At 38.4% G+C, this 16,462-nt stretch carries 7 protein-coding genes; 6 read left to right on the forward strand and 1 reads right to left on the reverse strand.

The window, feature by feature from the left end:
• Window positions 1-82: 82 nt before the first annotated feature.
• Window positions 83-3,985, forward strand: coding sequence for a mucin-binding protein (locus ABKJ27_RS02585; RefSeq protein WP_410011972.1), 3,903 nt, complete (start codon window positions 83-85; stop codon window positions 3,983-3,985).
• Between the two features lie 119 nt (window positions 3,986-4,104).
• Here ABKJ27_RS02585 and ABKJ27_RS02590 read toward each other — a convergent pair whose 3' ends face one another.
• A complete protein-coding gene (locus ABKJ27_RS02590; RefSeq protein WP_410011973.1) occupies window positions 4,105-4,653 on the reverse strand; it encodes an NAD(P)H-dependent oxidoreductase in 549 nt (182 codons plus the stop codon).
• Between the two features lie 422 nt (window positions 4,654-5,075).
• Here ABKJ27_RS02590 and ABKJ27_RS02595 point away from each other — a divergent pair, with 422 nt between their 5' ends.
• The 5 genes from ABKJ27_RS02595 (at window position 5,076) to ABKJ27_RS02615 (ending at window position 16,201) form a co-directional block, all read left to right on the forward strand.
• Window positions 5,076-6,272 (forward strand): MFS transporter, encoded by a 1,197-nt coding sequence (locus ABKJ27_RS02595; RefSeq protein ID WP_386683368.1) that lies wholly within the window; start codon window positions 5,076-5,078, stop codon window positions 6,270-6,272.
• 185 nt (window positions 6,273-6,457) lie between these two features.
• Window positions 6,458-6,946 carry a DUF5590 domain-containing protein gene (locus ABKJ27_RS02600; protein ID WP_410011974.1) on the forward strand — a complete coding sequence of 163 codons (489 nt, stop codon included), beginning with the start codon at window positions 6,458-6,460 and terminating at the stop codon, window positions 6,944-6,946.
• A complete protein-coding gene (locus ABKJ27_RS02605; protein ID WP_386683374.1) occupies window positions 6,943-8,121 on the forward strand; it encodes a pyridoxal phosphate-dependent aminotransferase in 1,179 nt (392 codons plus the stop codon). Before ABKJ27_RS02600 ends, ABKJ27_RS02605 begins: the two co-directional genes overlap by 4 nt.
• A gap of 16 nt (window positions 8,122-8,137) precedes the next feature.
• Entirely contained in the window at window positions 8,138-9,481 is a 1,344-nt protein-coding gene (asnS, locus tag ABKJ27_RS02610) for an asparagine--tRNA ligase (protein WP_050890136.1), read from the forward strand.
• 276 nt (window positions 9,482-9,757) lie between these two features.
• A complete protein-coding gene (locus ABKJ27_RS02615) occupies window positions 9,758-16,201 on the forward strand; it encodes a YSIRK-type signal peptide-containing protein (RefSeq protein ID WP_410011975.1) in 6,444 nt (2,147 codons plus the stop codon).
• Window positions 16,202-16,462 lie beyond the last annotated feature (261 nt).

The following is a 16,462-nucleotide window of genomic DNA, read 5'->3' on the forward strand; positions in this document are numbered from 1 at the left end:
TGTTTTAGGGAGTGAGAATGTATGTCAATACAGCATCAATTCCACTCCCTTTTTTATCATAAAATAGTTAGAGAGAAAAAATATGTATTCAAGAGTAAAACGGAATCAAATGAATAAGGTAAACAAGTATTCCATTAGAAAATCAAGTTTTGGTGCAGTATCTGTTGCTGTAGCTGCCTTGATGGTTTTTGGTGCTTATTCAGGTGTGAGTGCAGATGAACAGAAAGTAGATTCACATCGAACTGAAAAAGAGGAACAAAAAGTCTCTGAAAAACCTGACGAGACTAAGCAAAAAAATTCAGAGGAAAAAATAGCAGAATTGCCTTCCGCTCTTCAAACTCCAGTTTTGGAAAAAGAAGAATTAGATGTCAATGCCCTTCTAAAGAAAGAAGCAGAATCTAAAGTGGCAGCTGAGACAAAAAATGCTGACTCAAAAGAATTAACTTCTAAAGAAGTAAAACCTAGCGAAGAAAAAACTACTTCACCTGCTTCAAGTGAAAAGGTAAATGAAGAAAAATCAGTCGAAAAAACTACTCTGGATCAGGTTGTATCAGAAGCAGAAGTTTTAAATCAAGTCGCTTTACGTTATTCTCAAGAAGCAGAACGTAAAGCTGAAGAAAAAGCCTTAGTTCAAGCCGCTGTTAAGACAGCCACCATTCAGATTTCACAATCAAAAGCCTTATTAAAAGATTCATCTGTTAGTGCAGAAAATCTTAAGACTCAATTAAATCAACTGTATTCAGCTATCGAAACAGTGTATACTGAGTTGCAACGTGCAGGACATGGCAAGAAAATTAGCGCTAGTCTATCGCCAATTCAAACACAAGATGTAGCTATCGATAATGGAAATATTATTGCCAATGGTACAATCGACATGGCGGACCGTGTGACTTCAACAGGTATTGCTGATTATCGTTTCCAATTAAAATTTAAAAATGGTGCCTATCATAAGGGGGATATCTTCACAATTGGCTTGAAGGAATTACCACAAGACAATAATCTTCCTCAAAAATTGGTTGCTGAAGGTAAAGTATTTGCAGAACGAGTGAGTCTGATTCAGAAAAATGATAATGCCAAAGCTGGAAGCCTTTCATACTGGGCTTCACGTGGAGATCGTGACGTTGCTTTGGACACTAAAGAATCATGGGATTTAGTTGACAAAGGAAGTCATATTGAAGCAACATACCGTTTCACTGACGAAATTGAACGCTTAGACGATGTTACTTTTGAACTTCAATACAGAGGTGGAATTCGTTATCCTAGAGTGAATGTGGATAAGTCTGTAACTGGTGTTATCTCAGTTAATGGTCAAAATGTAGTCACTAAGAATTACACTGTGATTAAAACAGATATCGGAGCACCTAAAGTTTATGATACACCTACTACAGCTAACTTCACAGGTGATGTGATGTTGGATGATGATGGAAGTATCAAGACATACAACAGTACCCTTCGTATCGGAACATGGAAATCAAACTTTAGTGCAGGGACTCGTTTCACTGTTCGTATTAAAGATACAGAATTCAATAAGTTTGCTACTGTTGGTGAATTTATTGAGCGTGGTGCCCACAATGTCGAAATGATAAATACTAGCCCTGATACATCAAGAACAAGGGTAAATCGCCATAATGTTATCTTGGAAGCACCTCGTGAAGAGCCTGGTCAACATGCCAAATTCAAGATTCTTAAGGCAGCAGATAATGAATTAACCTTTGAATTGGTATCTGGAAAGATGTTGGCTGGAAGAACTTATGTATTACGTACAAAAGATTTTGGAGTTGATCGTGTTCCGACAAGTCACACAGTTAATTATCTGAATGAAGCTAGAAATGGTTTTAAATCGAATGTTCCAGGGACATTGACAGTGGTTGATGCCAAAGGTAAAAATCTTACAGACCAATACGAACAAGCTGCTGATTCTGACTGGAAAATTGCTAACCCAGATATGGTTAGAACAGATGGACGCCTTGTATATGGAGATGTAGCTGTTCGCTTCGTTGATACTCAAGGGAAAATGCTTCTTCCTGCCATTGCAGCGGTGGAAAATGGAGGTATCCTTCAAGACAAATTCACTACTGTAAGACCATCTACCAAAATTGATACTAGCTATGTAGCTACTTTGGAGAGAAATACAACTGAGACAGAAGTTCAAGAAAACAAAGGAATTCAAACAACATCTATCACAGCACCTTATTTATTGCATTCACCAAATGGTAAATATTATGTCTTCAAAGAGTATGCACAGAATGATCGTTTCTATAGCAATACGAAGACATCTGGTACGATTACACGAGCTCAAGCCAACGTGGTAGCTGTGTACGAAGAAGCTAAATTTGGTAAAGTTGATATTCAATATCGTGATAAAACAAGTCAAGCTATTTTAGAAACATTCAATACACCACATGATAAGAGCACAAAACTCATTAACTTGTTGGGGAATAATTATGATGTGACTGCTAAAGTTCCTGAACGTTTCGAAAAAGATGGTGTAGTATATGTCTTGTCACAAACACCTGCTAATAGTAAGGGACATTTGATACAGGCTGATATCCATGTTGTTTATGATTATCTTGCTCAACAAAAAGCACAGGTTAAATACCTCAATCAAACAGAAACAAGTCCTAAAGTTTTAGGAAATGTGGATAGTGTAGTTGGTCTTCCAGGTGAAACAATTGCTTATAATTCAAAAACTCGTATTAATCAATACCTAAAACAAGGATATGAATTAGTACATGACGGTTTTGCAAATGCTAATGATAAACGCTTTGACAGTGAAAAACAAACTGATCAAGTATTCTCAGTTCAATTAATCGAAAAAGTTATGACTGTCACAGCAGATGATCCTAAACCAATTGCTGGAAATCCATTGGTAGCAGGAGATGCATTGTCACCTGTTTGGCCTAAATCGGTTGAAAACTTAGATACACTGAGAAAAATGACCAAGCAGACCATTCACTACAAATATCTAAAAGATGGTAAAAAAGCTTTCAAAGATGTAGTTCGATCTGTAGTTTTTGAAAGAGTGGCGAGAGTTAACCTCGTTACTGGTGCAGTTATTTATGATAATTGGAAAATCACAAGAATTGATGATAAACCAGTAGCGTCAGTGGATACGACTGTTCATAAACCAAATGTCACTCCACAAGGAGTAACAACTATTGCAGCAACTCCTTCTAGTCTAGGGAATGGAATTTCTATCAAACCAGTTTTGACTGTTCCGAATCCAGTTGTTGCATCATCACCAATTGTTGCAAAACCCGTTGTACCGGTCAAGCCAGTAACACCGGTTAAACCAGCAGTGTCAACTCCGGCCAAGCCAGCGCCTGTCGTTAAACCAAAACCGGTAGCACCAGTAACACCTGTCAAACCAGTAGTTTCGACACCAGTAACTCCAGCGCCTGTTGCCACACCACAACCAGTTGCTCCAGTGAAACCAGTAGCACCTGCACCGGTAACACCTGTTAAACCAGTAGTATCTACTCCAGCTACACCAACACCAGCTGTGCAACCAAAGCCGGTAGCGACTACTGATTCAAAACCTAGCTTAACTCCAGCTGAAGCCTTGGCTGCAATTAAACCAACAGATTTTTCTTCACAAACATCTGTTAATAAGAAAACAGAGACAACACCTGTTCCTGGTGGAACGGCTACGACTACAACTACAACGACAACCACTGTTACCTCAAATGCGGCAACAGCAGGTCCAACAACACCGATTGTCACTATCACGACAAATGAGACCGAAACTCATTCAGAGGTGACAAGTGTCATTCATACTGGTACTACCAGCCACACGCATGTAGTCGGAGTTGTTACAAAACCAAATGTAGTTGTTACTCATCCAAAACCAAGTGTTCAGCCTAAACCGCATTTAACGAGACCTCATCATGGACCAGTACACCATGTTCCTTCACGTCCAGGTAAACAAGTTAAACCAATTAGAACTGGACCAGGAACTCGTGGTCATGCTAGAAGACATCGCTAAATATAAAGTGTTAATACTGATTTAACTAATAGGATAGTATTAGATAGCAAAAAAATGAGCAACTTTAAATTAAAAGTTGCTCATTTTGATATTAAAGACTTCTTAAAATTCTCTATTTTTTACTGAATCGCTGTGACCAAGTCTTGAGCTTGTTTTTCAAGTGAATTTAGGACTGATTCTTCGAGAACCAATTTTCCGTCTGCCCAAGCAGAGTCATTAACACGTGCAGCAGTGAAATCACCAACGACTTGTGTACGGATAAATGGCAAGAGGTCCTTGTAGATAGCGAAAAGTTGATTGTGACCTGCATTGGCTACAGATGATACTGTGACGAACTTGTCTTGAAGGGCAGAAGCGCCACGTGTATCAGACAAGTCAAGGGCACGAGATAGCCAGTCAAGCAAGTTTTTCACTGTACCAGGGATAGAGAAGTTGTAGACTGGAGAGAAGATCCAGATAGCATCTGCAGCGAGAACTGCTTCACGAGCAGCAGCTACAGCTGGATGTGTTGGAACTTCCAAATCTTGGCTGAAGAGAGGAAGGGCTGAATAATCGAGGTAGCTAACTTCTGCTTTACCAGCAAGTACTTTCTCAGCTTCGAGGGCCATTTGGTGGTTGAAAGAACCTTGGCGTAGTGATCCGACGATAAATAATACTTTTTTAGACATGATATGTCTCCTTTTTCTTAAATTTCCGAGAAATCTCTTGTTGTTATGAAATATATTACAACAATCCAAAACAACTTGCAAGAAATTTGCTCAGAGCTCATTTGAAAATTATAAAATTGCTGAAACTATAGTCACTGGCGACTGGAAAAGTAAGAACTGTTTATTTTGGATTATGGTTTGCATTTGGTTTTCGAAGAGTATTCTAACATTCTCTTGTAATATGATGACATAAGTGCTAAAATAAACAAGAAAACTAGCAATAGAAACCGCAGAACAGCTATTTTCCGGTATCATTTCATGAAAAATTAAACAAACAATAATGGCATTTCAAGAATGCTTCTAAAAGGGGTGGAGATCATGTAAGGCACAGATTAACAAGTGACAGACTAAAGAAATACGAATACACTTGTTAAGGAGAAAAGATGTTAATAAGAAATTATCGGAAAAATATTGGCCTGATGGCCGGAGTTGAGTTTTTTGCTTTTTTAGGGATTACCAGTTTTTGGATTCTCTTTCTTAGTCAAAATGGTATGTCTCTTTGGCAGATTGGACTTCTGGAGAGTATTTTTCATACTACCAGTCTTCTCTGTGAAATTCCATCTGGTATGTTAGCTGACCGCTATTCCTATAAGACCAACCTTTATTTAAGTCGTATAGCAGGGATTGTGTCTTCTATTCTTATGTTGGCTGGGCAGGGAAATTTTTGGATTTATGCGCTAGCTATGGCGATAAGTGCCTTGTCTTATAATTTTGATTCAGGCACAAGCGCAGCAATGGTCTATGACTCTACTGTAGAGGCTGGACTGAAGGAGCGCTATCTATCCATTTCAAGCTTTATGTCAGGAGTAGCCGAAGGAACTCGGTCTTTGGGGACAGTTTTGGCAGGATTTTTTGTCCATGGTCAATTACACCTGACCTACTATATCATGATTGCCACTTCTATCATAGTTCTTTTCCTGATTTGGATGCTGAAAGAGCCCAGTGTTAAGCTAGAAAAAGCTGATAGTGTGACCATGAGACAGATTATTTGGACTGTTAAGGAAGAGTTGAAGCGAAATCCTATGCTGTTTAACTGGATGATTTTGTCTCAGATTGTTGGTACACTCATGTGCATGTTTTATTTTTACTATCAAAATCAGTTACCAGATTTAAGTAGTTGGCAAATTTCAGCAGTTATGCTACTTGGTAGTCTCTTGAATATCGTTGCAGTTTATCTAGCGAGTAAGATTGGAAAGAGATATGCCGCCTTGAAGCTTTTCCCAATCCTCGTCCTACTGACTGGAGTTACCTACCTGCTGTCCTACTTTGGAACACCTCTAATCTATATTTTGATTTATTTGATTAGTAATGCTTTATATGCTCTTTTTCAGCCGATTTTTGACAATGATTTGCAAGAGCGCCTTCCAAGTGAAGTAAGGGCAACCATGCTGAGTGTCTACTCTATGATGTTTAGCCTAAGTATGATTGTGTTCTTCCCACTGACAGGGTGGTTGATTGATAATTTAGGCTTTGTAGTAACATTTCTTTATCTAGGATTCTTTTTAGTCTTGATTAGCCTTCTATTGACTATCTTTTTAGGAAAAATGGCTAAAAGAATGGATGATAAAGTGATTCCATAAATCAAAAAAATTACGAAAACTTGAGTGCCAAGCTCAGGTTTTTTAATAGGATGATTTTGGAGCTGTCTTTCATTTTTTTGCTCGGTTTTAACTAAGAAAAATTGGTTTACTTTGAAGGAAGAAATAAAATGCGATTGTTCTTGCATTCACTTGTAATAAAGCCCAATAGATGGTAAAATAGACGAGTGAAAAAAAGACAAAACAAAGCAAAAAATAATCTACTGTGGCAGTATGGTCTAGGGATGACGATTTTGTTTGTGGTTATCAGTGCTTCCTTTCTGTATCTGGTGTTTCTGGGTATGAAACCCTACCAAACAGCTAAAAGTGAAGGAGAAAAATTAGCTCAGCAGTATGCAGGATTAGAGCAGGCTGATCAGGTTGATTTATACAATGGCTTGGAATCCTATTACAGCGTTCTTGGTCGAAATAAACAGCAAGAATCACTTGCTGTCCTGATTGGAAAAGATGACCATAAGATTTACGTTTATCAGCTAAATCAGGGTGTTTCACAAGAAAAAGCAGAAGCTGTTTCTAAGGAAAAAGGCGCTGGTGAGATTGACAAGATTACCTTTGGCCGTTATCAAGACAAACCAATCTGGGAAGTTAAGTCAGGCTCTGATTTTTATCTAGTAGATTTTGAAACAGGAGCATTGGTCAATAAGGAGGGCCTATGAAACTATCCAACCGTGTTTTAGAAATGGAAGAAAGTGTGACCTTGGCTGCTGGAGCCCGTGCCAAAGCACTGAAGGCCGAGGGAAGAGATATTTTGTCTCTAACCTTAGGTGAGCCAGATTTCACTACTCCAAAAAATATCCAAGATGCCGCCATTGCATCGATTCAAGATGGGCGAGCTTCTTTTTATACAGTGACCTCAGGTCTGCCAGAACTCAAGGCTGCGGTCAATACCTACTTTGAGCGCTTTTACGGCTATTCTGTAGCGCCAAATCAAGTGACAGTCGCTGCTGGAGCTAAGTATTCTCTCTATACCTTCTTTATGGCTGTGGTCAATCCAGGTGATGAAGTTATCATCCCAACCCCATACTGGGTCAGCTATGGAGATCAGGTTAAGATGGCAGAGGGTGTGCCAGTCTTTGTTCCTGCTAAGGAAGACAATCACTTTAAGGTAACTGTAGAGCAGTTAGAAGCAGCTTGTACAGACAAGACCAAGGTTTTGGTGCTGAATTCGCCATCCAATCCGACAGGTATGATTTATACTCGTGAAGAACTCTTGGAAATCGGAAACTGGGCTGTAGAAAAGGATATTCTCATCCTAGCAGATGATATCTATGGGCGCTTGGTCTATAATGGTCATGAGTTTACACCGATTTCTAGCCTATCGGAAGCGATTCGCAAGCAAACGGTAGTCATCAATGGTGTATCTAAAACCTATGCCATGACTGGTTGGCGGATTGGCTATGCCGTCGGAGAAGCAGACATTATCGCTGCAATGTCCAAGATTGCAGGTCAAACAACCTCCAACCCTTCAGCAGTAGCCCAGTATGCAGCAGTTGAAGCTCTATCAGGCGAGCAAGATACTGTAGAAAGCATGCGTCAGGCTTTTGAAGAACGTCTCAATACCATCTATCCCCTTCTTGCTGAGGTCCCTGGTTTTGAAGTCGTTAAGCCACAAGGAGCCTTCTATCTCTTCCCGAATGTCAAAAAGGCCATGGAGATGAAAGGCTATACGGATGTGACAGAATTTACAACGGCTATCCTAGAAGAAGCTGAAGTAGCCTTGGTAACAGGAGCAGGCTTCGGAGCGCCAGAAAATGTGCGCCTCAGCTATGCGACAGACCTAGACACGCTTAAAGAAGCAGTTAAACGCTTGAAAGAATTTATGGAAAAATAAAAGAAAAGGAAAAATAATGACAAAACGTGTAACGATTATTGATGTAAAAGACTATGTTGGTCAGGAAGTGACGATTGGCGCTTGGGTTGCCAACAAATCAGGAAAAGGGAAAATCGCCTTCTTGCAATTGCGTGATGGAACAGCCTTCTTCCAAGGTGTAGCCTTTAAACCAAACTTTGTCGAAAAATTTGGTGAAGAAGTGGGACTTGAGAAGTTTGATGTCATTAAACGCTTGAGCCAAGAAACTTCTGTTTATGTGACAGGAATTGTCAAAGAAGACGAACGTTCTAAGTTTGGCTATGAATTGGACATTACAGACATCGAAGTGATCGGTGAATCTCAAGACTACCCAATCACACCAAAAGAACACGGAACAGACTTCTTGATGGACAACCGTCACTTGTGGCTCCGTTCTCGTAAACAAGTAGCGGTGATGCAAATCCGTAACGCTATTATCTATGCAACTTATGAGTTCTTTGACAAGAACGGCTTTATGAAATTTGACAGCCCAATTCTTTCAGGAAATGCTGCGGAAGACTCAACAGAACTCTTTGAAACTGACTACTTCGGAACGCCAGCCTACTTGAGCCAATCAGGTCAGCTTTACCTAGAAGCAGGTGCTATGGCTCTTGGTCGTGTCTTTGACTTTGGTCCAGTATTCCGTGCTGAAAAATCAAAAACGCGCCGTCACTTGACTGAGTTCTGGATGATGGACGCAGAGTACTCATACTTGACACACGATGAGTCACTTGACTTGCAAGAAGCTTATGTAAAAGCTCTTCTTCAAGGTGTTCTTGACCGTGCGCCTCAAGCTTTGGAAACCTTGGAACGTGATATAGAGCTCTTGAAACGCTACATTGCAGAGCCATTCAAACGTATCACTTATGATCAAGCTATTGACCTCTTGCAAGAGCATGAAAATGATGAGGACGCTGATTACGAGCATCTTGAGCATGGAGATGACTTTGGTTCACCACACGAAACGTGGATTTCAAACCACTTTGGTGTGCCAACATTTGTCATGAACTATCCAGCAGCCATTAAGGCCTTCTACATGAAACCAGTTCCTGGAAATCCAGAGCGCGTGCTTTGTGCAGACTTGCTTGCTCCAGAAGGCTATGGAGAAATCATCGGTGGGTCTATGCGTGAGGAAGACTATGATGCCCTTGTTGCTAAGATGGATGAACTTGGCATGGATCGTACAGAGTATGAATTTTACCTTGATCTTCGTAAATACGGTACAGTTCCACATGGAGGATTTGGTATCGGTATCGAACGTATGGTAACTTTTGCAGCAGGAACAAAACACATCCGTGAAGCTATTCCATTCCCACGTATGTTGCACCGTATTAAACCGTAAATAAAAAATCAAAGTAAAAGGTCATATTGGCCTTTTATTTTTTGTCATGAAGTCACCTAAAATACAGATTAATATATATATATATATATATATAGAAATTTACATATTTTGTATATAAATGTAGACATTCTAATTGAAATAATGTTATAATGTAGGGTAGGGATTAAGTACCTAAGTGTAGCTACTTTAATGTGTAAATTTAGCTGAGAATGGGGGCGTTATTGAAATACTTGGGCGTAATTCCGCAATTAACATTTATTTTAAAAAGGAGATCATATGTATTCAAGAATGGATAAATACAATGGACAAAAAGTCCAACGCTTTTCAATCCGTAAGTACAGTTTTGGTGCAGCATCAGTAGCTGTAGCAGCTTACATGATGTTTGGTGGGGCAGCGACTGTTCAGGCTCACGAGCAAGGTGCATCACCTACAGTGACTAGCGAACAGGTTAACCCTGATGCTGGAAATCAAGCAGATTCAAGCAAGCCTCAAGCTTCAACATACACTGCTACGCCAACTGTGGAAGCACAAACAGCTGAGCAACCAGCAGCCCAAGCTACAGCAACACCAGCTCCTGAGGTAGCACCAGCAGAAACACCAAAAGTTGCAGAAGCACCAGCTGCAAAGGCTGATACAAGCAAGTTGGAAGCAGCTATTGCTCGTTTAGAAGCGGCTTTAGAAAAAGCAGCATCAACTGAAAAAACAGCTTCAGCTATTGAGTCTGCAAAAGCAGAATTAGCAAATGCAAAAGCTGTAGCTGCAAATAACGCAGCAACAAAAGAAGAAGTAGCAAAAGCTACATCAGCAGTAAACGGAAAAGCTTTCGTTGTTGAAAGTATGCCAAAAGCAACTGCAGAAAAGAAAGAAGAAAAAGAAAACAAAAACCAAGATCCACGTAATGGTCAAGCGATTCCTGGTCAAGGTGAAAGTGGATTTAGAACAGTAGATACAACTGCAGCTAACTCGGCAGAAGAAGCAGCTAAATACAAGGGTATTAGAGATGCTGCTATTCCAGAGTTGCAAGCAAATATTGATAAAATTCAAGCTCAAATAGCAAAAGAAGAAGCGCTACCTGCGAATAAAAAAGATCAATTTAAAATTGATGTTTTAAAAGGTATTAAACAAAAAGCAGAAAATGTTATTACAACTGCAAATGCTGCGGATGCAACATCAGCTCAAGCGATGAGCCAACAAGCAGAAGCTGTCAAATCTGAACGTGACTTATTAGCGCTATACTTAAACGGAAAAACTGAATTAGGCGCCCCAACAAGTGAAAACCATGCTGGTTACGGTAACAACCCTAAAAACGGTGTATTCGAAAGCTTAAAAGAAGGTTTCGGAGACAAAGTAACATTTACTGATGCAGATAAAAAATCAGAAACAATTGCTACTCAATATGAAAGTGGACGTGACATTACTAATAAAGTAAACAATGTTCCAGGCGCAAAAGACCCAATCGGTAGTGCAACATATAACTGGCAAGAAAAAACTATCACAAAAGCTGATGCAGAAGCTGGTGTGTTAAATGGTTGGAAAATTGAAAAAGGTGAAAAAGTTAATGCGGTTAAACCACTTGATGTAACAAATGTTACAGATAAAGATGGACAACCAAGTACTCGTGAAGTTCCTAAATCAAAAATCTATTCAAACGATGGAGAATTGAAAAAATACCAAACATCAGGTGAAAATAGTTATGTCAATGGTAGTGGTGCTGTTCCTTCAGTAACACCAACAATTGATGTAATGAGAACAAATGCGTTTGGTGAAGTTAAAAACCGTGATTACTATCTTGAATTAGGAAGCAAAGGAACAACTCTTTCTAAAGAATTTGATGTGAACGGAAATTCTCGTCTAAATGTTAACTTAATTCATAGTGCTGCATATGGTGGTTCAACATCAACATCAGCAGGTGAAAGAGTTAAATTAACAATCGTAGATGCATTCACTGGTAAAGAAATCAAACCAGTTGAAGGTAAAGATGGTCCTTTACCAACTGAACAAGCGGCTTTAGCTGCTAATGGATGGAACCACCTAGACCGTATTTATGATATTCCAGCGGAAACTACAAAAATTAAAGTGTTAATTGAAGCAGGAAGTCAAGGAACAAATAGTTTAATTAATGATAACAACATCAATATTAAAGATGGTTACTTAATCGGTGGTATTGGTATCGCAACTGCACCAGCTGCTGAAGTAGTAACAAATATTCGTTCAGAAGGTAAAACTGGTGAATATGGTTATACAAAAGACACTATTTATGAAAAAGGTCAAAAAGGTAACCTTGATATCGATATTAAAAACACTGGTGGAATGAATATTGACTATTATGCTGCATCTAATGTTGAAGTAACGGTAGAAGTTCCTAAAGGTGTAGTATTAGAAGATAAAATCTATAATGCTAATGGTGGATCAAACTGGTTAGGAAATGTTTGGGCAAATACGATCAAATGGGTTCCTAACGATCCAAGTGATAACTCAAAAGGTGGAAAATTAACGTATAACGTACCAGCAGGAAATCGTATGGCTGCTGCAGAGAAAAACTCTCGTACAACAAGTATTCCATTTACAGCTGCAGATAACTTCGTAGGGCCAGCTGACTTTAAAGTTACAGTTAAGAGTGGATTTGGAGATACAGATGCAGAAGGAAACAGACTGTACTCATATACTGCACATGGAACAAAACCGCCTTACGAAAATGAATTTAACCGTAATGGTTTGGCTGATTCAGATAATCCTGACCACAAATATGGTAAAGTAATCTTTATTAATAGTTTACAAACTAACTCAGTTATTACAGTACCAATTAACACGAATGATGAACAATTAAAAGCAATCGCTTATGCAAAAGCACAAGAAGCTATTAAATCTCCAGAATTCACAAAATTATTAACAGACGTTACTGGTACAGCTACATTAGGTGATTCTAATGGTTCAACTTTTGTTAATAAAGATAAAATCGCAATTACAAAAGTAGCAGAAGATGGTCGTGGGGTTGTTAAAGTACCTGTAACTTATACAGTAGATGGTAAAACATTTGAAACAACTGTTGACATTGAAGTAAACGTTGTTGAATCTAAGACAAAACCTATTGTAGTATTTGAAGGCGATGAAATTACACCAGCTAGCGTTAAAGAAAAAGTTGAGCCAAGTGAGATTGATGGCAAAAAAGGTACAGCTAATGAACCAAAATCAAGTGATATCTTTAAAACGAACGGAAAAGCTGGAGAGTCAGGATTAAAGATTCCAACAACAGTTACTCACAATGTAGATGGAACTGAAGTTACAGAAGATGTAACAGTACCAGTTACAGTTCTTCCTAGAACAGAAGGTGAAGTTGACGTACCTAAAGGAGCTACTCCAGATAAAGTTAAGGATACTTTAAAAGCTAAAGCAGAAGAGTTAATTAAAACTCCAGACTTCCCAGCAAAAGTGCCAGAAGGATACACTGTTACAGTAGGAGAAATTCCAGAATTACCTGCTGATATAGCAAATAAAAAAGGTGAGCCTGTAGTTGTAAAAGTTCCAGTAACATTTACATCTCCAGACGGAACAACTTATACTTCAGAAATTCCAGTAACAGTTAACGTAAAAGGTTCAGAAGTGAAACCTGTATACGTAGTGGAAGGAAATCAACCAAAACCAGCAGATGTTAATGAAGCAATTACACCTGATAAAGGTGGAAATGTTACTCCTGTAACTGAAGCTGACATCAATAAAGATGTTCCTACAGATAAAGTTAAAGTTGGAGCAACTGATTTAACTGTTAAAGCAACTGTTAAATATCCAACTGGTGATGAAACGGTAGATGTTCCAGTGAAAGTATTACCAAAAGCAACACCAACAGGTGTAACAGTAGTTAAAGATACTGATGATACTGCTTTAACAAATGCTGTAAAAGAAAAAGCAACTGAAGCTGTAAGTAAATTAACAAACTTACCAGATGGAATCACTGCTTCATTAGATGAGAGAGAAACTTCTTACACATTACCAAAAACAGACTCAAATGGGGATAAAGATACAGTTCCTGTAAAAGTGTTATATAAAGATGATAAAGGTAATGTAGTTGGTGAAGATACAATTAATGTACCAGTTAAAGTAGTAAGTTCAACACCAAAACCAGTAGTAGTGTTTGAAGGTGAAACACCAAAATTAGACAAAGATTCAGTGACACCAGGTGAAGGTGGAAAAGTTGGAGAACCAACAAAATTACCTGAAACAGCTGGAAAAGCTGGAAAAACAGATGTAGCAGTTGATGTACCAGTAACTTACGACAATGGAAAAGTAACTGAAACAGTTAAAGTACCAGTAACCGTATTACCAGTAGCAAAATCTGATGTAACAGTAGTTAAGAATACTACTCCAGACAAACTGAAAGAATTAGCAAAAGATAAAGCTAAAGAAGCAGTTGAAGCAGCAGATTTCAAATCTAAATTACCAAATGGCGCGAAAGTAACTGTTGGTGATGTAACTGAAGATGTATTAGCTAAAATAACAGCTGAAAAAGGTACAAACACAGGAACTGTTAATGTACCAGTAACCTACACAGTTGATGGAAAAGACTACACAACTACAATCCCAGTAACAGTAAATGTTAAAGGTTCAGATGTTAAACCTGTATACGTTGTAGAAGGTGACAAACCAAAAGCTGATGATGTAAACAAAGCAATCACACCGGATACAGATGGAACTACAACACCTGTAACTGATGAAGACATCAACAAAGATATTCCAACAACTGAAGGTAAAGTAGGTTCTCCAGATGTTAAAGTTACTACTAAAGTAACTTATAAAGATGGTGGAGACGAAGAAGTAACAGTACCTGTAACAGTATTACCAAAAGTTAAACCAGAAGGTGTAACAGTACCAAAAGACGCTGATAAGACTGAATTAGCAAAAGTTGTTAAAGAAAAAGCTCAAGAAGCAGCTAAAAAACTTAATGGTCTTCCAGACGGTGTAACTGTTACTGTAACAGATGTTAATACAACTCCTGGAACAGATAAAACAGGTGAACAAACACCAGCAACTGTAACAGTTGAATACAAAGATAAAGATGGAAACAAAATCACTAAAGTGATTGAAGTACCAGTAAATGTTGTGTCTTCAACTCCGCCAGCAGTAGTAGTGTTTGAAGGTGACACACCAAATTCTGAAGATATTAAGAAAGGTATTACACCAGGTGAAGGTGGAAAAGTAGGAGACCCTACAAAAGTTCCATCTACAGTAGGAAAAGCAGGGGATAAAGACGTTGAAGTAGAAGTACCAGTAACTTATGAAAATGGTAAATTCAAAGAAAACGTTAAAGTACCAGTAACAGTATTACCAAAACCAAAAGCTGGAGAAGTTGTTGTACCAAAAGATCTTTCAGAGAAAGAATTAAAAGATAAAGTTGGTAAAGATGCAGAAAATGCAATCAACAACGAAGAATTCAAGAAAAAACTTCCTGAAGGAGCAACTGTTAAAGTTGATTTAACAAATGTTACAGTACCAAAAACTTCAGAACCAGGAAAAGCTGGAGAAGTAGAAATACCAGTGATTTATACTGTAGGTGGTAAAGAGTACAAAACAACAGTTAAAGTACCAGTAACAGTAGTAGAAGGTAAAGAACAACTTGTACCAAAAGGTGACAAACCAGATCCAAAAGATAACATTACACCAGGAAATTACCCAGACGGAGCTACATTCGAATACGATACACCAGTAGACACTTCTAAACCAGGTAAAAAAGAGGCTGTAGTCATCGTTAAGGATAAAGATGGTAAAGAAATTGTACGAGTTCCTGTAGTAGTTAATGTGGTAGAACCAAAAGTTACACCAATTATCGTTCCAGAAAGAACTAAATTAACTAAAAAAGATGTAGAAAAACACATCGAAATCCCAGGAGTAACTGGATGGGAAATCGTTGGGGAACCAGAACTTCCTGAAACATTCCCTGCAGGTGTAAGACCATCAGCAACCGTTACAGTTAAATTACCAAACGGTAAAACAATCAAAGTACAAGTACCAGTTATTGCAACTCCAACTACAACACCAATTGTTGTACCTCAAGGAACAACAATTACACCAGATGATGTTAAGAAACACGTTGATATTCCTAAAGAATCTGGATGGGAAATTATTGAAGTTGGAGAAATCCCAACAACTGAAACACCTGGAGATAAAACAGCTGTTAAAGTGAAGGTGAAATTACCAACTGGAGAAGTGGTTGAACTAGAAGTTCCTGTAAAAGTTACACCTAAAGAGTCTACAGATCTTATTCCGGCACCAGTTCAGCCTGATCAAGTTGTGACTTACTATGTAGATGAAAATGGTAAAACTATTTCTCCAAGCGAAAACGGCGCACAAGCTCCTAAGGCTATTTCTGGATATGAATACCAAACAACTACAAAAGATCCAAATGGAAATCTTGTACACCACTACAAGAAAGTGGCAACGCCACAACCTGCTGGACCAACTGCTCCTGAACAACCTGCAGCTCCAACAGCTCCAGCAGAACCAGGACAACCAGCAACACCAAATCAAACTCAACCAGCGGCACCAGCTCAAGCAGATGCAACAGTAGCAACTGATACAACTGCTAAACCAGCAACACCTAAATATGTTGAAGGTCAAAAAGAATTGCCTAACACTGGTACAGAAGATCATGCTAGCCTAGCAGCACTTGGACTTCTTGGAGTATTGAGTGGATTTGGTCTTGTGGCACGCAAGAAAAAAGAAGACTAAAAACTTATAGTTTTTGAGAAGATGATTCGTCATCTTCTTTTTTTTGATGTTAAAATCGAAGAAATAGTATAGATTCATTTTTGAGATGATGCTTTACTGACTTCTTTTGTGCATTTTTATGCAATATATATATATATTCAAGTGTATTCAGAAAGAGCTGATAATATTAATTTTTTGTACCTAGGACACAGAAATAATATAAATAAATCGAATATAAACGAGACATATTTATTGACGAGTTAATTTTATTTATGATAGAAT

This window comes from Streptococcus sp. KHUD_011, from assembly GCF_046352925.1.
GTDB lineage: Bacteria > Bacillota > Bacilli > Lactobacillales > Streptococcaceae > Streptococcus.

Coding starts and splice junctions, on each gene's coding strand:
- ABKJ27_RS02595 (WP_386683368.1), top strand. CDS start 5,076: ATGTTAATAAGAAATTATCGGAAAAATATTGGCCTGATGGCCGGAGTT.
- ABKJ27_RS02585 (WP_410011972.1), top strand. CDS start 83: ATGTATTCAAGAGTAAAACGGAATCAAATGAATAAGGTAAACAAGTAT.
- ABKJ27_RS02590 (WP_410011973.1), bottom strand. CDS start 4,653: ATGTCTAAAAAAGTATTATTTATCGTCGGATCACTACGCCAAGGTTCT.
- ABKJ27_RS02605 (WP_386683374.1), top strand. CDS start 6,943: ATGAAACTATCCAACCGTGTTTTAGAAATGGAAGAAAGTGTGACCTTG.
- ABKJ27_RS02615 (WP_410011975.1), top strand. CDS start 9,758: ATGTATTCAAGAATGGATAAATACAATGGACAAAAAGTCCAACGCTTT.
- asnS (WP_050890136.1), top strand. CDS start 8,138: ATGACAAAACGTGTAACGATTATTGATGTAAAAGACTATGTTGGTCAG.